We start from the raw sequence: 18,282 nt of genomic DNA on the forward strand, positions 1-18,282 counted from the left end.
GCCCAGCACCTCAGTTGGGGTTCGCCTCCGCTTCCCTGACACGGAACCACGCTGCGTAAAGCGCAGGCAGGAACAGCAGGGTCAGCGCCGTGGCGACGATCAGGCCGCCCATGATCGCCACCGCCATCGGCCCGAAGAAGATACTGCGCGACAGCGGAATCATCGCCAGCACCGAGGCCAGCGCGGTCAGCACGATCGGCCGGAAACGCCGCACGGTGGCGTCGATGATCGCGTTGAAGCGGTCATGGCCGGCGCCGATATCCTGTTCGATCTGATCGACCAGAATCACCGAGTTGCGCATGATCATCCCCGACAGCGCGATCGTCCCGAGCATCGCGACGAAACCAAACGGCTGGCGGAACAGCAGCAAGAACAGAGTGACGCCGATGATGCCCAGCGGCGCGGTGAGGAACACCATCGCCGAGCGCGAGAAGCTCTTCAGCTGGATCATCAGCAGGCTGACCACCACGATGATGAACAGCGGGATGCCAGCCATCACCGAGCTCTGGCCGCGGCTGGAATCTTCCACCGTCCCCCCCACTTCCAGCAGATAGCCGCTGGGCAGCGCCGCGCGGATATCCGCCAGCGTCGGCTGGATCTGCCGTACCAGCGTCGCCGGCTGCTGTTCGCCGTAGACATCGGCCCGCACGGTGACTGTCGGCAGGCGATTGCGATGCCAGATCACACCCTCTTCGAAGCCATATTCCAGCGTGGCGACCTGCGACAGCGGCACGCTGCGACCGCTTGCGGTGGGAATCGCCAGACTGGGCAGCATCGACAGCTCCAGACGCTCGCGCTCGGTACCGCGCAGGAGAATCTCGATCAGCTCATTGTCCTCGCGGAACTGGCTGATGCTGCTGCCGATGAAGGTGCGCCGCAGGAATGCCGACAGCTCGGCGGTACTCACGCCCAGCGCGCGGGCGCGATCCTGGTCAACGTTGAGCAGCACCCGCTTGCTCGGCTCCTGCCAGTCCAGATGCACGTTGGCCACGTGCGGATTCTCCTCCACCTTGGCCGCGACCTGCCGCGCCAGCGTGCGCACCACATCGATGTGCTCGCCCGTCACGCGGAACTGCACCGGATAGCCCACCGGCGGGCCGTTCTCCAGGCGCGTCACGCGGCCGCGCAGGCTCGGAAAATCATTGCGCAGGCGTTCAATCAGCCAGCTACGCAGTTCTTCCCGCGCCTCGATGCTGTCGGCCAGCACGACGAACTGGGCGAAGCTGGTCGCCGGCAGCTGCTGGTCCAGCGGCAGGTAAAAACGCGGTGAACCGGTGCCGACGTAGGCGACGTAGTTGTCGATGCCGGCGCGCTCCTTGAGCAGCTGTTCCAGCCGCGACACCTCAGCCTCGGTCGCCTTCAGCGACGCGCCCTCAGCCAGCTTGAGGTCAACCATCAGCTCCAGGCGTCCCGAAGCCGGGAAGAACTGCTGCGGGACCAGACGGAACAACCCCACCGCCACCACGAAGGCCGCCAGCGTCAGGATGATCACCGTCTTGCGCCGACGTACACAGACCTGCACCACCCGCCGCACCCGCTGGTAGAACGGCGTCGAATACGGATCGTGCCCCTCTTCGCCGGTACCGTGCTTCTGTGCCGCCCGCCTGGCCAGGTCCGGCAGCAATCGGTCGCCAAGCAGCGGGACAAACATCACCGCGGCGACCCAGGACGCGATCAGCGCGATGGTTACCACCTGAAAGATCGAACGGGTGTACTCGCCCGTGCTGGAATTGGCGGTGGCGATCGGAAGGAAACCGGCGGCAGTAATCAACGTCCCGGTGAGCATCGGAAAGGCCGTGCTGGTCCAGGCGTAACTGGCCGCCTTGAGCCGGTCATAGCCCTGCTCCATCTTGATCGCCATCATCTCCACCGCGATGATCGCGTCGTCCACCAGCAGTCCCAGCGCCAGAACCAGCGCGCCGAGAGATATCTTGTGCAGACCGATATCCAGGTAATGCATGGTGGCGAAGGTCATCGCCAGCACCAGCGGGATCGACAGCGCCACCACCAGGCCGGTGCGCACACCAAGCGAGAAGAAACTCACCAGCAACACGATTGCCAGGGCTTCGATCAGCACGCGAACGAACTCGCCCACGCTGGTCTTCACCGCCGCCGGCTGGTCGGACACCTTGCGCAGCTGCATGCCGGCCGGCAACTCCTGTTGCAGCCGGGCGAACTCGCTCTGCAGTGCTTCACCCAGCATGAGGATGTCGCCGCCCGCCTTCATCGACACCGCCAGCCCGATCGCCGGCTCGCCCATGAAGCGCATGCGCGGCGCCGGCGGTTCGTTGAAGCCGCGCCGCACCTCGGCCACGTCACCAAGGCGGAAGGTGCGGCCCTCGAAGCGAATCGGGAAATCGCGGATCTGCTCGACGGTGGTGAAGTTGCCGCTGACCCGCAGCTGCACGCGCTCGCTAACGGTTTCAACGAAGCCCGCCGCGCTCACCGCGTTCTGGGCCTCCAGCGCCTGATGCACCACCTGCAACGGCACGCCGAGGGTGGCCAGCTTGACGTTGGACAGCTCGATCCAGATCTTCTCGTCCTGCAGGCCGAGCAGCTCGACCTTGCCGACGCTCTTCACTCGCTGCAGCTGCAGCTGGATGCGATCGGCGTAGTCCTTGAGCACCGCGTAGTCGAAACCTTCGCCGGTCAGCGCATAGATGTTGCCGAAGGTGGTACCGAATTCGTCATTGAAGAAGGGACCCCGGATGCCTGCCGGCAGCGTGTGGCGGATGTCGCCGATTTTCTTGCGAATCTGATACCAGAGCTCAGGGATGTCCTTGGAGCGCAGTGAGTCGCGCGCCATGAAGGTGACGTTGGATTCGCCGGGGCGCGAGAAGGACACGATGCGTTCGTACTCGCCGGTCTCCATCAGCTTCTTTTCGATGCGTTCGGTCACTTGGCGCGACACTTCCTCGGCGGTGGCGCCGGGCCACTGCGTCTGGATCACCATCGCCTTGAAGGTGAACGGCGGGTCCTCGCTCTGGCCGAGTTTGCTGTAGGACAGCGCGCCAACGACCGCAACCAGCAGCATCAGATAGACGACGATCTGCCGGTTGTGCAGCGCCCAGGCGGAAAGATTGAAGCGCATCGCGACTACTCCTGCGGGGCCAGCTCGACGGGGCGATTCTCGCGATCGACCGGACGCACCGGCTGGTTCTCGCTGAGTAACTGCACCCCGGCCATGACGATCCAGTCGTCGGCCTGCAGGCCTTCCAGCACCGGCACCAGACGCTCACCGTAAGGACCGGTGCTCACCTCCACGCGCTCCAGCGTGGAATCGGCCCTGACCCGCCAGACAAACGCCTTGCCACGCTCGGCACTGATCGCGGAAAGCGGCACAGCGAGCGGAACCGCCGCCGCGCGGCGCACGGTGACCAGGGCGCTTTGTCCGAGATCAGTGGGCACTTCGCTTTCGGCGAAGGCGACCCGGGCGGAATAGGTCCGGGTGTTCGGATCGGCCGCCGGGGACAGTTCACGAATCCTCCCAGGGTGCTGCCGTCCCGGCTGTGACCACAGCTCCACCTCGACTTCCTGGCCCACGCGATAACGTTCCAACGCCTGTTCGGGGAGGTTGATCGCCACCTCGCGCTCGCCATCGGCGGCAAGCACGAAGGCCGTCTGCCCGGCCGCCACCACCTGACCGACCTCGATACTGCGGCGTGCGATGACGCCATCACGCGAGGCGCGTAGCACCGCATAGTCGACCTGATTGCTTGCTACATCGAACTCCGCCTGCGCCTGCTGCAGGCGCGCCGCGGCAGAACGGTAGGCGTTGTCGGCATTGTCGAACTGCGACTGGCTGACCAGCTGGCGGCTGAGGAGAGCCTTGTAGCGATCGTACTCAGCCTTGGCGACTCGCAGGTTCGCCTCGGCGGCCGCGACTTGCGCACGCATACCGTCGAGTTGCAGCCGTACGTCCTGCGGATCGAGTCGCGCCAGCGGCTGATCCTTGCGCACGCGATCCCCGGCCTCGACCAGGCGCTCGCTGACCTTGCCGCCGATGCGGAACGCCAGCTCCGGCTCGTAACGCGCATGTACCTCGCCCGGATAGCTTTCGCGCGCCTCGCTGGCAGGTTGCGGTTGCACCACCAGCACCGGCCGCGGCGGCGGTTGCTCGGGTTCGCCATTGCCGCAAGCGGCCAGCAACAGGGCACAACCAAGTGTGGAAGCGATGGACAAGGCATGACGGAACACGGCGGAGACTCCCTCTGTCACGAGGCGGGCTGGAATACTTATACTGCCGGGTATAGTAAAAATAGCGTACCAGCCAGTCCACTATTAAAAACGGCCATGATAGATATCCATTCCCCTTCTCCCGGCCCCGGCCGTCCGAAAGATCCGGCCAAGCGCGAGGCCATCCTCGCAGCCGCTCAGGTGCTGTTTCTCGGCAATGGCTATGAGGGCAGCAGCATGGACGCGATCGCGGCCGAAGCCGGCGTCTCCAAGCTCACGCTCTACAGCCACTTCAAGGACAAGGAGGCGCTGTTCTGCGCCGCGGTGAAGGCGACCTGTGAAACCCGTCTGCCGCGCCGGCTGTTCCAGCTGGAAGAGGATTGCGCCATCGAGACATTACTCCTGGCGATCGGCAATGCGTTCAACGAGTTGGTCAACAGCCCGGAATCCATCGGTCTGCACCGCGCCATGATCGCCCTGGCGACGCATAATCCCGCGCTAGTCCGGATGTTCTTCGAAGCTGGCCCACAGCAGCTGCTCGCCGATCTCGAGCAGCTGTTCGCCCAAGCATCCAGCCGCGGCCTGCTGCAGATCACGGAACCACGGCGCGCCGCCGAGCACTTCTGCTCATTGATCAAGGGCGCTCGTCATTTCCGCCAGCTGATCGCCTATGACGACATCACGGACAGCACGACGCCGACCGAGCACGTCCGCGACGCCGTGGGGGTTTTCCTGCGCGCCTACGGTCGCTGACGCCGGAGCCGCCCGAACAGCGCGCTACTGCGCCTGCAGCCTCTTCTTGGGATAGATGTCGTAGCGGCTGGATTTGCCTTCCAGGCTGTAACCGGGCTTGATGCCGTCAATCGCCGGCGCCTTGCGCGGACGCTTGACCACCACTCGATGGCTGGCCAGCTGTAGTGCAGCGGCCAGCAGCGCCGGCGCATCAAGATCGTCACCGACCAAGGGCCGGAACAGGCGCATTTCCTTCTTCACCAGCGCACTCTTGTCGCGATGCGGGAACATCGGATCGAGATAGATCACCTGCGGCGGCTCACCCTCCCAGAGCTGCAACCGTTCGATGGCGTTGCCCTGCAGCAGCGTCATGCGCGCGGCAATCAACGCCACTTCGGCATCCTGCCGTGCGCGCTGCAGGCCGTCTTCCAGCAGCGCGGCGATCAGTGGCTGGCGCTCGATCAGCGTCACCTCGCAGCCCAGCGTGGCCAGCACGAAGGCGTCGCGGCCGAGCCCGGCAGTCGCATCCAGCACCCGCGGCCGCACGCCGGGCTGGATGCCGACCGCCTTGGCGATCATCTGGCCGCTGCCACCGCCAAACTGCCGGCGGTGTGCGGCAGCGCCTTCGACGAAATCCACCCGCACCGGACCGGGCGCCTGCGCCTCCAGCAGTTGCAGCTGCAGCCCTGTCTCGCCCACCTGCAGTGCAAACTCGGCATCATCGCCCTGTTCCGGCAAGCCAAGCCGCTGCGCCCAGGCATGCGCCGTCGCGGCGAATTGCGGGGCGAGCGGTTCGACGCGAACCAGGGGGTGGCGGTCAGGCATGGCTGTACTCGTTGGCAAGGCGAAAAAGGCGCCGCATTGTGCCAGAGCCCCGTCCGGACGCCCACGCCGGATTGCCTCAACGGCAGATGCCGAAGCCGCCCATGTCGACGTGGAAGTGATCGCGATGCGCGACGTTGTACTCGGGCCCCAGCGTCACGTTGAACACGTCACAGGCGGCGTCACGCACCTCGCGCAGGAACCGTGCTTTGTCATCGCTGCCCTGCCAGTCGCGCGCCACGGTAATGCGGGTCCCGTCCTGCAGGCGGAACCCGGCGAGGTCCAGCGCGTTCGCGCTGGCATGCTGGCTGCGGCGGTTACTGCGTGCGATGTTGCGGCAGGCGAAGCTGCCGAAGTGATCGATGCGCACCACCGGCTGCCTGAACACGGCCTGCGCCGCCGGCTGCAGGCCGTGCCGTTCGAACAGCGCGTAGGCTGCTGCCAGCGGACAGGTCGCCAGGAACGGCCCGTTGAAGCGCACTACCGAACCCTCCACCCGCACGCTGTTCTCCACCGGGCAACCGGGTTCCGGCGTGCTGTCCGGCACGTTTGCATAGCGCAGCGGTGCGCTGGCCAGTACCTGTTCGCACAGCTGGCGATCCTGTGCCAATCGGCGCAACTTGAAGGACGTGAGCAAATTCGGTGGTTCGTGGAAATCCAGCGGCGCCCAGGGATTCCAGCGCGGAGGAAGGTCGAGATATTGCTGCCAGACGGCGAAGGCCAGCCCCGCCAACAACACCGGTACGAGAAGGAATATGCGGCTGAAGGTCATGTCTTATGGGCAACATCTGACAGCCGAAGTTGAGCGCGTATTCTTACAAAACTGGTCGGACTCACACGTCACAGCCAGAACGACCGCTCAAACCAGCAGCGACAGCTGCTCGCTGCGCATCAGCGGTGGCAGCGATGGCAGGCCCGGCAGGTGCTGCTGCAACAGCATGTGGAAACGCAGGGCCAATTCCGGCGCGCGATGATTGTCCGGGGTATGCAGGTAGACGTGCGGCGTTTTGCCAGCCTCGATCCAGCCAGCCACCTTGTCCAGCCATGGCGCCATGAATGCATCGTTGGCTTCCAGCTGTGGATGACCGATGAAACGCAACTGCGGAGACGAGCTGAATGCTGTCGGTCGCACCGGCAATCGCGGCTTCTTGCTCTGCGCATGCCGCAGCGCCGGATCATCGGAGCGGCAGCTGAACAGCGCCCGGGAATCCAGACAGATGCGTTCGACGCTGCGCTCATGCAAGAGGCGGTTCAGCGCGCGCTCGCCCTCCCCCTTGTCGAAGAACGCACGATGGCGCACCTCGACCGCCAGCGGCGCACCGAACCCGTCGATCAGCTGTGCCAGCTCGGCCAGCCGCCCCGGCCCGAAACTGGCCGGCAGCTGCAGCCAGAATGGCGTAACCCGCCGGCCTAGCGGTGCCAGCAAAGCCCTGAAGGCCTGCGCCTGCTCCAGGGCTGCGCACAGGTCGACGGCCTGGCTAATCTCGCGCGGCAGCTTGGCGCAGAAACGAAAGTCTTCGGGCATCTGGTTGGCCCAGCGCTGGACCTTTTCCTTCGATGGCCAGGCGTAGAGCGTGGTATTGCCTTCGACACTGTTGAATACCGAGCAGTAACGGGGGAGAAACTCGCTCGCAGGCGTGCCCGGCGGGTACAGCGAACCGAGCCAGGCGCCTTCGTTCCAGGAGGGACAGCCAAGAAAGTAGGGAAGCATCACCGGGCTGGTCAGCCTCAGGCGTACAGGTCGAGACCGAGCACTTCGGCGGTGTCGAAATCGCTGGGCAAACTGGCGGTATAGCTGTAGCTGGCCAGCGCCTGAGCCACGCGGGTGGGCAACGGACGCTCGGTCTGGGTTTCGTTGTAACGGAACGCGGAGTAGCGCTCGACCAGCGCCGCCTGGTTGACCCGCTGCTGCGGACGGGCGGACTGAGGCTGGTAATCCTGCCCACTGCTGCGGCTGTCGACTTCCCGCTGCGCCTGTGCGGCGCGCTGGGTTTCACCATAGCCCGACGCCGTGCTGCCCGTGCGGCCAGTACGATCCGTGGAGTAGGGAACGGGGAAGAAACCTTCGACGCGCATTATTCAACTCGATCAGCAGGCCAGCGACTCTAGCGACCGCTCGACGCTTTGGCAACAGCCCTAGCGATTGGTGCCCTTGGGCGTGGCGACATTATCGCGCAGATACACCGGCTGCGCCTGGTCGGCGTCCAGCGCCTCGCCACGCTGCCAGGCGAATCCGGCCAAGCGCAGCAGATCTTCGGCGTGCGGCAACATGCCGGCGTCCATGCGTGACACTGCCAACGGAATGCGTTCGGCGTAGCCCCAGCCGGTTCCGGCACCGAACCATTCGCCTGTCGTATCGCGTGGCAACGCCGCCTGTTCGGGCGGCAGCACTGCCTCGACGCCGGCGAGCTGCATCTCGCCCGCGCATTCGCGGTAGCAACCCCAGTAAACCTCATCCATGCGCGCATCGATCGCAGCCGCCACCCGAGTGGCACCATGCTCCCGGTAGGCACGCTGGGCAATGGTCGCCAGGGTGGACACCGGCAGCACCGGACGCTCGAGAGCAAAGGCCAGCCCCTGCACCACGCCGATGGCAATGCGCACACCGGTGAAGGCACCCGGCCCGCGGCCGAAGGCAATTGCATCCACCGCAGACAGCCCCACACCGGCCTCGGCGAGCAGGGTCTGCACCATTGGCAGCAGGCGCTGGGCATGCAGACGCGGGATCACCTCATAGTGACTCAGTACCTGGCCATCATGCAGCAGGGCGACGGAGCAGGCTTCGGTGGCGGTATCCAGGGCCAGCAGAGTGGTCATCGGGCAATTCCGGGGCAATCAAAAAGGCGCAGATTCTAGCGTATTCGGCTGGCGGGTACTTTCCGAGATCGCTAAGGCGAAAGGAGCGGGACGGTCGGCCCGGATAGGCACGAGCGAAGCAACACCCGCACGGACAGGCCAGCGGACGGTGGTCCTCAACAACCCCCAGGCAAAAAAATGCCCATATCCTGCGATACGGGCATTTTCGGTCTGGCTGTACAGCGGCGAAGCGATCAGCTCAGCGCCGCGAACACCTTGGCTGTGATCTCTTCCACCGACCCGACACCTTCGATACGGCTGTACTTCGGCGTGCCTTCGGCGGCAGCCAGGCTCTGATAGAAATCCACCAGCGGCTTGGTCTGCGAGTGATAGACGGACAGGCGATGACGCACGGTCTCTTCCTTGTCGTCGTCGCGCTGGATCAGCTCCTCGCCAGTTTCGTCGTCCTTGCCGGCAACCTTCGGCGGGTTGTGTTCGGTGTGGTAGACCCGACCGGATGCCGGATGCACGCGACGTCCGGCGATGCGGCCGACAATCTCCTCGTCGTCGACGGCGATCTCGACCACGTTGTCGATACGTACGCCCGCTTCCTTCAGCGCTTCGGCCTGCGGAATGGTGCGCGGGAAACCGTCGAAGAGGAAACCATTGGCACAATCGGGCTGAGCGATGCGTTCCTTGACCAGGTTGATGATCAGGTCGTCAGACACCAGACCGCCCGCATCCATCACGCTCTTGGCCTTCAGGCCCAGCTCGGTGCCGGCCTTGACCGCTGCGCGCAGCATGTCGCCAGTGGAGATCTGCGGAATACCGAATTTTTTGGTAATGAAGCCGGCCTGGGTACCTTTGCCGGCACCGGGTGCTCCCAGCAGAATCACACGCATGGATGAGTCCTCGAGTTTTCTTGAATAGAGGTCTCGCCAGCGGGCCGGATGCGACTCATCGCTGGCGATCAAAGAATCTGGTTTGCCGCCATGCGACAAAAGGTTGAACACGATACACAGCGCACCGGGAGGGCACAAGATATCCCCGCGGCGCCTATCGAGCGGCATAAATGCACTGAACCGAGGCTGGCAAACCGGGTGGAGCGACCGTGCACCGCATCACGCAACGGGCGCCCCACCCTCCTCAACCGGTATTGCGCAAGCCCGCGGCGATGCCCGCGACGCTGACCAACAAAGCCTGTTCCAGAGGGCTTTCCGGCGGATTCTGCTGCTGCCGGGAACGGGCCAGCAGCTCGATCTGCATCAGGTGCAGCGGGTCCAGATAGGTATTGCGCAGACTGAACGCTTCCTGGGTTTCAGGGCTGTGCGCCAGCAGCTCGGGCTGGCCGGTCAGGGTCTTCACCGCCTCCACCACCTGCGACAATCTGTCACGCAGATCGGCACCCAGCGTCAACAGTGGCGGCTCGACCAGGCGCTCGTCGTAGCCCCGGGCGATAGCCGCATCGGCCTTGGCCAGAACCATTTCCAGCATGTCGATGCGCGTGCTGAAGAACGGCCAATGCGTACGCATCTCCGCCAGACGCTCACCCTCGCCGCGCGCCAGCGCCCGATCGAGCGCCGCCTCCCAGCCCAGCCAGGCCGGCAGCATGAGACGCGTCTGGGTCCAGGCGAAGATCCACGGTATCGCCCGCAGGCTCTCGACCCCGCCTTCGCGGCGCTTGGCTGGTCGACTGCCCAACGGCAGACGCCCCAGTTCCTGCTCCGGGGTCGCCTGGCGGAAATAGGCGACGAACTGCGGATGCTCGCGCACCACGCTGCGATAGGCCGCGACGCCATCGGCGGCGAGATGATCCATCAGCACGCGCCAGTCCGGCTCGGGTAGCGGCGGTGGCAAGAGCGTAGCTTCGAGCACCGCAGCCAGATAGAGGTTGAGATTCTGCTCGGCGATATCCGGCAAGCCGAACTTGAAGCGGATCATCTCGCCCTGCTCCGTGGTGCGGAAGCGTCCGGCGACCGACCCGGGCGGCTGCGAGAGAATCGCCGCATGCGCCGGACCACCGCCCCGCCCCACCGTGCCGCCACGTCCGTGGAACAGCAGCAGCTCGACGCCATGTTCACGGCAAACCTCCACCAGACTCTCCTGGGCACGGTACTGCGCCCAGGCGGCAGCTGTGGTGCCGGCATCCTTGGCCGAGTCGGAGTAACCGATCATTACCTCCTGCGGACCTTGCAGGCGCCGACGATAGCTGGGCAACCGCAGCAGCCGGTCGATGGTCGGCGCAGCGTTGTTCAGATCATCGAGCGTCTCGAACAGCGGCACCACGCGCATCGTGCGCTGCAGGCCGCACTCCTTGAGCAGCAGTTGCACCGCCAGCACATCGGACGCTGCGTGAGCCATGGAAATGACGTAGGAGCCGAGTGAAGCAGCCGGCGCGGCGGCGATGACGGCACAGGTCGCCAACACCTCCGTCGTCTCCGCCGACGGGCGAAAATGCGCCGGCAGCAGCGGTCGCCGATTGCTCAGTTCTTGCTGCAGGAAATCCAGGCGCTGCGTCTCGTCCCACTCGTCATAACGACCGAGGCCGAGATAATCGGTGATTTCGCCAAGCGCGGCGGCATGTCGCGCGGCGTCCTGGCGGATATCGAGCCGTACCAGGAACAGCCCGAAAGCCGCCACCCTGCGCAGGCAATCGAGCAAGGCGCCGTCGGCGATCACCCCCATGCCGCAGGCATGCAGCGAGCGGTAGCAGAGCTCCAGGGGCTTGCGCAACTCGTCCACATCCTGCAGTACCAGGTCCGGCGGTGGATGACCACGTTCGAGCGCCGTTACAGCCCATTCGCGTGTGGCGTTCAAACGATCACGCAACTGCTTGAGCAGGACCCGGTAGGGTTCCGATGCGCCGCCGGAGTGGCTCAGCAGCTCGTCACTGGCAGTCTGCATCGACAGCGCAGTGATCAGCGCCTCGATGTCGCGCAGATACAGTTCGGCTGCCACCGCTCGCGCCAGCAGAAGTACTTCGCGGGTTACCTGCGCGGTGACATTGGGGTTGCCATCACGGTCACCGCCCATCCAGGAAGCGAAGCGGATGGGCGCCGCCTCCAGCGGCAGGTGGAATCCGGTGCTGCGATGCAGCACCGCATCGGTCTGCCGCAGCACATTGGGCACCGCCTGCCACAGCGAATTCTCGATGGCAGCGAAACCCCATTTCGCCTCTTCCACCGGCGTCGGCCGGTTGCGACGGATCTCTTCAGTATGCCAGACCTCGGCAATCAGTCGCTGCAGCCGCAGCTGGATCTCCGCATGCTCGGCTGCCGTCAGGTCGGTGTGGTCGCGGGCGGCCAGTTGCGCGGCAATAGCGTCGTATTTCTGGATCAGCGTGCGCCGGGACACCTCGGTCGGGTGCGCGGTGAGCACCAGCTCGATGTCCAGCCGGCTGACCTGGCGCGCGAGAAACTCCTCGCCGTGTCCTGCATTCTTCAGCCGTTCCAGCAGATCCGGGAGCACCCCGGCCTCGCACGGTGCCGGCTCGCCCCCATGCCGGCGACGCACGCGATGGTACTGCTCGGCGATATTGGCGAGGTTGAGGAACTGGTTGAACGCTCGGGTCATCGGCAGCAACTCGTTCTCACCCAGGCTGTCGAGTGTTTCGGCAAGTAACTGCGCGCCCTCCGCTGAGCCGCGGCGCGCCGCCTTGGCGCCCTTGCGGATTCGTTCGATCTTGTCGAAGAACGCATCACCCAGCTGCTCGCGAATGGTGTTCCCCAACAGCTCACCGAGCAGGTGAACATTCTCGCGCAGGCGCGCATCGATTTTCGCCATGACCGCTTTTTCTCCTGATTGATTGCCCGACTGCGGTCGTTGGGCCGCCAGGCGGCGCGCAATGTTCCCCGCAGCCAGTGCTAGACGGCCTGTGCAACGACAGCCGAGCAACTACGCTCAACGTATCTGCAACCAGAGTGCCTACCGCCCCAGCCGCTGACAAGGCGGCACGCACGCCACGCGTGCCTGACGGCGAATTGCCGTCAGAGCCGCTCGCGACCACGAGCAGAGGAGTGAACATGAAGATTTCGGAGCTGGTCAGCCAGTGGGAAAAAGACGCCAAGGGCACCTTGAGCCGTGAGCAATACAGCATTCCGCTGGACATCGAAAGCGCCGCCCGCCTCGCTGCGCTCGCCGAGATGTATCCCAAGCGCAGTACCGCGGCATTGCTCGGCGAGCTGGTAGGCGCCGCGCTGGAGGCCGTGGAAACCAGCCTGCCCTATGTCCGCGGTACGCAGGTGATCGCCACCGATGAACAGGGCGACCCAATCTACGAGGACATCGGGCCAACGCCGCGTTTTCTCGCCCTGTCGCGCAAACACCTGCAGCAGCTCCTGGACGACCAGTCACCTCCGCCGGCCTGACAACCGCCCGCCTCGCGTCCCCCGCCTGTCCGCGGCCGCCCGATACGGCCGCGAAAAGTCTCGCTGCGGTCGCCAACCGCTCTAGCACAGCATTTGGGACTGAACGATTAGCGCCTGCAGGCCTCACAAAAATATGCCCGGCATCGACGTCGCGGCGTACCGCGGCATACCCGCCGGGCCATGAGCCATTCGCACTTGTCAGGCAATTCCCACTGGAGACTGCCCATGAAGATTGAAACCGACAATCCTGCTTCGCGCTTCCAACTGCCCAAGCTCGCCGCCGTGGCGCTGGGTGGCCTGCTGCTTACAGCCTGCGCCGGCAACCCGCCCAAGGAACAGTTCGCGGTCACCGAGTCGGCAGTCCGAAGCGCCGTCAGTGCCGGCGGCCCGGAATACGCCGCGGTCGAGATGCGCGCCGCCCAGGAGAAGTGGAAGGAAGCCGAACTGGCGATGCAGAAGGAGGACTTCGAACGCGCCCGCAAGCTGGCCGAACAGGCCGAATGGGACGCCCGCGTTGCCGAACGCAAGGCGGAAGCGGCCAAGGCGCAAAAGGCCGTCGAGGACGCACAGCAGGGAATCAATGAGTTGCGCGAGGAAGGTATGCGCGGCGTCCAGTGATCCCGGCCATGACTGTCGTTCCATTCCCAGCCAAAGGATGAATTCACTATGCACAAGCTCGTCACTGTTCCCACCATGCTGGCGCTGAGCATCGGCCTCGTCGCCTGCGCCAACCAGCCCAACGCCAATCTCGAACAGGCCCGCAGCAGTTACTCGGCGCTGCAGAGCGACGCTCGCGCGTCCAGACTCGCCGCCCTGGAAACCGAGGACGCCGGCAAGATGCTCGACCAGGCCAACAAGGCCTATCTCGATGACGCCGACGAAGAAAAGGTCGATCAGCTCGCCTATCTGACCCAGCGGCGCATCGAACTGGCCGAGCAGACCATCGCTCTGCGCACAGCGGAGCAGGATCTGGAAAAGGCCTCGGCGCGCCGCGCGGAAGCCCGGCTTGAATCGCGCGAGGCGCAGATTCGCAAACTGCAGCAGGACCTGCAGGCCAAGCAGACCGAACGCGGCACGCTGGTGACCTTCGGTGACGTACTGTTCGATTACGACCGCGCCGAACTCAAGCCTGGCGGTATGCGCAGCGTGCAGAAGCTGGCTGATTTCCTCAACGACAATCCCGAGCGCAAGGTGATCGTCGAGGGCTACACCGACAGCACCGGCTCGGCGGCTTACAACCAGAGGTTGTCAGAGCGTCGCGCCGATGCGGTGCGCATGGCGCTGGTGAAGATGGGTGTCGATCCGCAGCGCATCGTCACGCAAGGCTATGGCAAGGAGTACCCGGTGGCGAGCAACAGCACCTCCTCCGGGCGCGCCATGAACCGGCGTGTCGAAGTGACCATCTCTGACGACCATCGCCCGGTCGCCCCGCGCTCCTCGATGCGCTAAGCGCTGCCGTCGGCACCCTAGCAGAGCGAACCGCAGCCTCGCACGGCTGCGGTTCTTATTTGCGCAATGACATCAGGCGCCGAGCAAACGCCGGTACAGCGCCTCCTGTTCGGCGGAGAACGCCACCAGGACGACCCGTCGCACATGCGAGGCGCCGTCCAGGGCTTGCTGCAGTGCGGTCACGGCAACCTCTGCTGCCTGCTCCGCCGGGTAGCCGTAGATGCCGCAGCTGATCGCCGGGAAGGCGATGCTCGCCAGTTCGTGACTGTCGGCGAGCGCCAGGCTGTTGCGGTAGCACGCCGCCAGCTGGGTGGGCTCGCCGTGAGCGCCGCCCCGCCAGATCGGCCCGACGGTATGGATGATGTAGCGCGCTGGCAGGCGAAAGCCGGGAGTCAGCTTGGCTTCGCCGACGACACAGCCGCCCAGATTGCGGCAATAGTCGCGCAGTTCGGGGCCGGCGGCGCGATGGATCGCGCCATCCACTCCGCCGCCGCCCAGCAGCGAAGTGTTGGCGGCGTTGACGATGGCGTCCACCTCCAGGCGGGTGATATCGCCCCGCCACACCGCCAGCTTCACCGCAGCGAGGCGCCCGGCACCGGCGCTTCGACGCAGCGCACGGCGCGCTTCTTGTTGTCGACCAGCACGCCGGTCAGGCCCTTCTGTTCGGTATCGAACAGCACCAGCACGCCGTCGATGCACTGCGCGACCTGCGCCGCCGGCTTCAGCGACACCTTGTAGTCCTCGCCGGGCACTGTCTTGAGCATGGTGTAGTCAGCCAGCAGCAATGCGTCTTCCGGTTTGGCGATGTGCATGTAGCCGTAATAGGAAAGCACCGCGACGGTGACGATGACGCTGCCGATGGCGGTGAGAATCAGCGGGATGGGATTGCGTTCGGACATGGAAGCTCTCGGTCGAAACAAAGGGGCGCATTGTGGCAAATTTGCCAGCCGCGTGGCGGGGGATCAGCTACCACCCGCGCGCGTCTCGCCGCGCGCCTGCACGGTTGCCGCGTAGACCCGTTCGGCCAGGCGCGAGAACGGCAGACTCTGGATCCATACGCTGCCGGTGCCCTTGAGCGTGGTCAGCAGCAAGCCTTCGCCGCCGAACAGCATGCTCTTCAGTCCGCCGGCCAGCTGGATGTCGTAGTCGATGCCCTGGGTGAAGGCCACCAGACAACCGGTGTCCAGGCGCAGCGTCTCGTTGTTCAGTTCCTTGCGAATCACCGTGCCACCGGCGTGCACGAAGGCCAGCCCGTTGCCATCCAGACGCTGCAGAACGAAACCCTCACCTCCGAAGAAGCCGGCACCGATACGCTTGCTGAAGCTGATGCCGATGCGCGTGCCATAAGCCGCACAGAGAAATGCATCCTTCTGACAGAACAGTTGGCCGCCCACGGCAGCAAGGTCCACTGGCACCACCGTGCCCGGGTAAGGTGCGGCGAAGGCTACGCGTGCCTCGCCCTTGCCTTCATTGCTGAAATGGGTGAGGAACAGCGACTCCCCAGTGATCATCCGCTTACCCATACCCCACAGCTTGCCGAGCACGCCGCTGCTGGAGCCGTCACCCATGCGTGTCTCGAAGCGCACGCCATCGGTCATGTAATTCATCGCGCCGGCTTCGGCGATGACCGTCTCGCCTGGGTCGAGGACGATTTCCACACTTTGGGCAGACTGGCCGAGAACTTCGTACTCAAGCTGGTGACTGGACACGGCGGGCTCCTGGGTCCGGAAGGTTGCGACGCACCAACGAACCCAGCGGAGCGCCGCGACCTGCGCAGCACTCCGCTCGCCCGCTACTTGCGTCCGAGAATGCGCAGGATACGCAGGAACAGGTTGATGATGTCCATATAGAGCGCGGCGGCGCTGTCGACGGCATTGTCCAGGGTCTTGGGAATCTGGTTCGCCCGCCCCCAGTCGACGCCGACATAGCCGCAGAAGATCAGCACCACGACCCAGTCGATCACGCCATGGTGAATGCCGAGGACAAACACCTCGACCAGCTCGACGACGATCACCAGCAGCAGCGCAACCGTCAGGGCGCTGGCGATGCTGGCGAAGAAGCGTGGAAACAGGGTACCCAACAGCATCATGCCCAGGGTCACCAGCGCCGTGACGCGTATCGCCTCGTGCACCAGCGCACTGTCGTAGCGACTCACCACCAGGTTGACGATGAGACCGAAGGGTACGACCACCAGGTTGTAGCCAATGAAGCTCAGCCACGGCTGCTGGGAGCGGTGGAACAGCCAGGCACCGGTCAGACAGCTGGCGAAGTAGCCGCCGAAGAACAGCCAGGGATGAATGCTGCGAATGGACTCGACCGGGATGTTGCCAACCATCCACCAATTGATCCAGAAGCCCCAGCACAGCGTGAGACCGATGACGAGGTTGTAGGCAGCGGGTGATAACGTCCGATCGGTCAGGCTCGGACGCCGGGCAAAGACTGAGTTTTCCATTTCGTTACGCTTCCTTGCGTGGTGTGAGGCTCGCTATTCGAGTCGGGATGTCTCAAAGAATGTTCGCGTAGTCGGCTTCGATGCGATCCAGGCTCAGGTGATTGAGGAAGTTGGAGAAGCACATCCAGGCCGACAACGCGTTGAGATCCTGGAACTGCTGCGGCAAGTACTTCGGCGGCACCACCATGCCCTCGTCGACCAACTGGCGCAGGGTGCGCATGTCTTCCAGCGTGGTCTTGCCACAGAACAGCAGCGGGATCTGCTCGAGCTGGCCTTTGCGCACAGCGAGCTGGATGTAGTTGTAAATCATGATGAAGCCCTTCAGATAGGACAGGTCCTTGGTGAAGGGCAGGCCATCGGGCGTCGAGCCGCGAAAGACCCGGCTGGCATTGCTGTAGCACTCGTCATCGCCGTAACCCTGCTCCTGGAAGAAGGCGAAGACGTCGAGGAAATCGGCACCCTCCTCGGCCATGTGGATCGCACGAGTGCGGTTGGTCAGCTTGCGCAGACGTGTCGGATACGAGGCGAAGGCGATGACTTCCATCAGGATGGCCAGGCCCTCCTGAGTCACCGTCGAGGACGGCGGCCCCTTGGCGAGGAAAGTGCAAATCGGCTGGTTCAGGCCATTGAGCGTGGTGCCGACGTGCACCAACCCTTCATGCACTTCCAGCGCGCGCACGTCACGCTCGTTGAACAGTGCGTCGCTGCGAATCTTGATGTAGTCGGCACCCGCCGCAGCATCGGCGAGGATGCCATCCGACTCGAACACGCGGATCACGCCTTCGCCCTCACCGAACACGGCATCGAGCCGTTTCTGCAGCAGCGCGACCGCCTGTTTGGCATCGAGGCGCTTGGGTTCGTCCTTGAGGTCGCCGCGGTCGGCGATGTTGTTCAGGTAGTCGGAAAGCATCAGGCCGAGGTCGGCCAGGGTCGGGTCGCCGGCGTGGAAAGCGTCTGATGCGGCGCCGTAGAGCTCCTGCGAGATCATGCCGAAGTCGGGCGTGCCGCGCGCCTCGAGCATGCGGATGACCATGCGGTATTCCTTGCACATGCGTCGCATGATCTGCCCGACCGGATTGAACTGCCCCAGCTGGCGGGTGATATCACGCTCGATGTCCTGAAATTCCTGCTTCTTCGCGCTGGAATCGAAGGACAACGGTCGGCGCTCGTAATAACCACGATCGACCACCGGTAACTCGCGCCCGCTGGTTGCGAAGAAACCCTGGCGAATGCTGTCGTCCCACTTCACCGCATCGAGCACGCGTACCGGCGTCTGCGCCTCGACGATGCGGTCAGACAGCCCGCGCACGATCGTCTGATATTCGTCCAGATTGTTACGGGTGTTCATCCAAACCTCGCCAGCGATGAGCCGCAGCGCTCAGGTTATACACGAGCCGACCGCCGGAAACAGTGGCCAGGTCGTGAGCCTGACGCTGGCCACCCGTTGCGGGCGGCCAGCGAAAGCACACCGGTGAAAACCGGCGCGCT

At 64.6% G+C, this 18,282-nt stretch carries 18 protein-coding genes; 4 read left to right on the forward strand and 14 right to left on the reverse strand.

All coding sequences use genetic code 11. From position 1 onward, the window contains the following. Positions 1 to 10: 10 nt before the first annotated feature. Both N8H22_RS11285 and N8H22_RS11290 read right to left on the reverse strand, forming a co-directional pair. Positions 11 to 3,091 carry an efflux RND transporter permease subunit gene (locus N8H22_RS11285; RefSeq protein ID WP_264590592.1) on the reverse strand — a complete coding sequence of 1,027 codons (3,081 nt, stop codon included), beginning with the start codon at positions 3,089 to 3,091 and terminating at the stop codon, positions 11 to 13. 5 nt (positions 3,092 to 3,096) lie between these two features. Continuing rightward, positions 3,097 to 4,197, reverse strand: a complete 1,101-nt coding sequence (locus N8H22_RS11290; RefSeq protein ID WP_264590593.1) for an efflux RND transporter periplasmic adaptor subunit — start codon at positions 4,195 to 4,197, stop codon at positions 3,097 to 3,099. Positions 4,198 to 4,293: 96 nt separating this feature from the next. Here N8H22_RS11290 and N8H22_RS11295 point away from each other — a divergent pair, with 96 nt between their 5' ends. Beyond that, positions 4,294 to 4,929 (forward strand): TetR/AcrR family transcriptional regulator, encoded by a 636-nt coding sequence (locus tag N8H22_RS11295; protein WP_264590647.1) that lies wholly within the window; start codon positions 4,294 to 4,296, stop codon positions 4,927 to 4,929. 24 nt (positions 4,930 to 4,953) lie between these two features. Here the strand turns inward: N8H22_RS11295 and N8H22_RS11300 are convergent, their stop codons facing one another. The 7 genes from N8H22_RS11300 to ppc all read right to left on the reverse strand — a co-directional run bounded on the left by N8H22_RS11300 (position 4,954) and on the right by ppc (position 12,309). Beyond that, complete coding sequence (locus tag N8H22_RS11300) at positions 4,954 to 5,733, reverse strand: class I SAM-dependent methyltransferase (RefSeq protein ID WP_264590594.1); 780 nt, start codon at positions 5,731 to 5,733, stop codon at positions 4,954 to 4,956. 76 nt (positions 5,734 to 5,809) lie between these two features. Beyond that, positions 5,810 to 6,502, reverse strand: a complete 693-nt coding sequence (locus tag N8H22_RS11305; protein WP_264590595.1) for an extensin family protein — start codon at positions 6,500 to 6,502, stop codon at positions 5,810 to 5,812. 87 nt (positions 6,503 to 6,589) lie between these two features. Continuing rightward, complete coding sequence (locus N8H22_RS11310; RefSeq protein WP_264590596.1) at positions 6,590 to 7,441, reverse strand: DUF72 domain-containing protein; 852 nt, start codon at positions 7,439 to 7,441, stop codon at positions 6,590 to 6,592. A gap of 17 nt (positions 7,442 to 7,458) precedes the next feature. Beyond that, positions 7,459 to 7,806, reverse strand: a complete 348-nt coding sequence (locus tag N8H22_RS11315; RefSeq protein ID WP_264590597.1) for a hypothetical protein — start codon at positions 7,804 to 7,806, stop codon at positions 7,459 to 7,461. Between the two features lie 60 nt (positions 7,807 to 7,866). Further along, on the reverse strand, positions 7,867 to 8,547 hold the full coding sequence (gene tsaB / locus N8H22_RS11320; RefSeq protein WP_264590598.1) for a tRNA (adenosine(37)-N6)-threonylcarbamoyltransferase complex dimerization subunit type 1 TsaB: 681 nt from the start codon (positions 8,545 to 8,547) through the stop codon (positions 7,867 to 7,869). Positions 8,548 to 8,780: 233 nt separating this feature from the next. Further along, positions 8,781 to 9,428, reverse strand: a complete 648-nt coding sequence (gene adk / locus N8H22_RS11325; RefSeq protein WP_264590599.1) for an adenylate kinase — start codon at positions 9,426 to 9,428, stop codon at positions 8,781 to 8,783. A 244-nt stretch (positions 9,429 to 9,672) separates the two neighbouring features. Then, a complete protein-coding gene (gene ppc / locus N8H22_RS11330; RefSeq protein WP_264590600.1) occupies positions 9,673 to 12,309 on the reverse strand; it encodes a phosphoenolpyruvate carboxylase in 2,637 nt (878 codons plus the stop codon). Between the two features lie 239 nt (positions 12,310 to 12,548). Here ppc and N8H22_RS11335 point away from each other — a divergent pair, with 239 nt between their 5' ends. The 3 genes from N8H22_RS11335 to N8H22_RS11345 all read left to right on the forward strand — a co-directional run bounded on the left by N8H22_RS11335 (position 12,549) and on the right by N8H22_RS11345 (position 14,342). Continuing rightward, positions 12,549 to 12,893 carry a pilin assembly protein gene (locus N8H22_RS11335; RefSeq protein ID WP_264590601.1) on the forward strand — a complete coding sequence of 115 codons (345 nt, stop codon included), beginning with the start codon at positions 12,549 to 12,551 and terminating at the stop codon, positions 12,891 to 12,893. Positions 12,894 to 13,118: 225 nt separating this feature from the next. Continuing rightward, the gene (locus N8H22_RS11340; protein ID WP_264590602.1) at positions 13,119 to 13,511 is read left to right on the forward strand and encodes a DUF4398 domain-containing protein; all 393 of its coding nucleotides are present in this window, start codon (positions 13,119 to 13,121) and stop codon (positions 13,509 to 13,511) included. 48 nt (positions 13,512 to 13,559) lie between these two features. Further along, complete coding sequence (locus N8H22_RS11345) at positions 13,560 to 14,342, forward strand: OmpA family protein (RefSeq protein ID WP_264590603.1); 783 nt, start codon at positions 13,560 to 13,562, stop codon at positions 14,340 to 14,342. Positions 14,343 to 14,414: 72 nt separating this feature from the next. Here the strand turns inward: N8H22_RS11345 and N8H22_RS11350 are convergent, their stop codons facing one another. From N8H22_RS11350 to N8H22_RS11370, 5 genes are all read right to left on the reverse strand, one after another. Further along, the gene (locus tag N8H22_RS11350; RefSeq protein ID WP_264590604.1) at positions 14,415 to 14,918 is read right to left on the reverse strand and encodes an O-acetyl-ADP-ribose deacetylase; all 504 of its coding nucleotides are present in this window, start codon (positions 14,916 to 14,918) and stop codon (positions 14,415 to 14,417) included. Further along, positions 14,915 to 15,241 (reverse strand): hypothetical protein, encoded by a 327-nt coding sequence (locus N8H22_RS11355; protein WP_264590605.1) that lies wholly within the window; start codon positions 15,239 to 15,241, stop codon positions 14,915 to 14,917. The genes N8H22_RS11350 and N8H22_RS11355 overlap by 4 nt, the downstream gene beginning before the upstream one ends. 63 nt (positions 15,242 to 15,304) lie before the next feature. Beyond that, positions 15,305 to 16,051 carry a TIGR00266 family protein gene (locus N8H22_RS11360; protein ID WP_264590606.1) on the reverse strand — a complete coding sequence of 249 codons (747 nt, stop codon included), beginning with the start codon at positions 16,049 to 16,051 and terminating at the stop codon, positions 15,305 to 15,307. 83 nt (positions 16,052 to 16,134) lie between these two features. Next, positions 16,135 to 16,794: a Bax inhibitor-1 family protein gene (locus tag N8H22_RS11365; RefSeq protein ID WP_264590607.1), complete on the reverse strand. Its 660-nt coding sequence runs from the start codon at positions 16,792 to 16,794 to the stop codon at positions 16,135 to 16,137. A gap of 52 nt (positions 16,795 to 16,846) precedes the next feature. Then, a complete protein-coding gene (locus N8H22_RS11370; protein WP_264590608.1) occupies positions 16,847 to 18,142 on the reverse strand; it encodes a flavohemoglobin expression-modulating QEGLA motif protein in 1,296 nt (431 codons plus the stop codon). Between the last annotated feature and the right edge of the window lie 140 nt (positions 18,143 to 18,282).

It is taken from the genome of Stutzerimonas sp. S1, assembly GCF_025966695.1.
Taxonomy (GTDB): Bacteria; Pseudomonadota; Gammaproteobacteria; order Pseudomonadales; family Pseudomonadaceae; genus Stutzerimonas.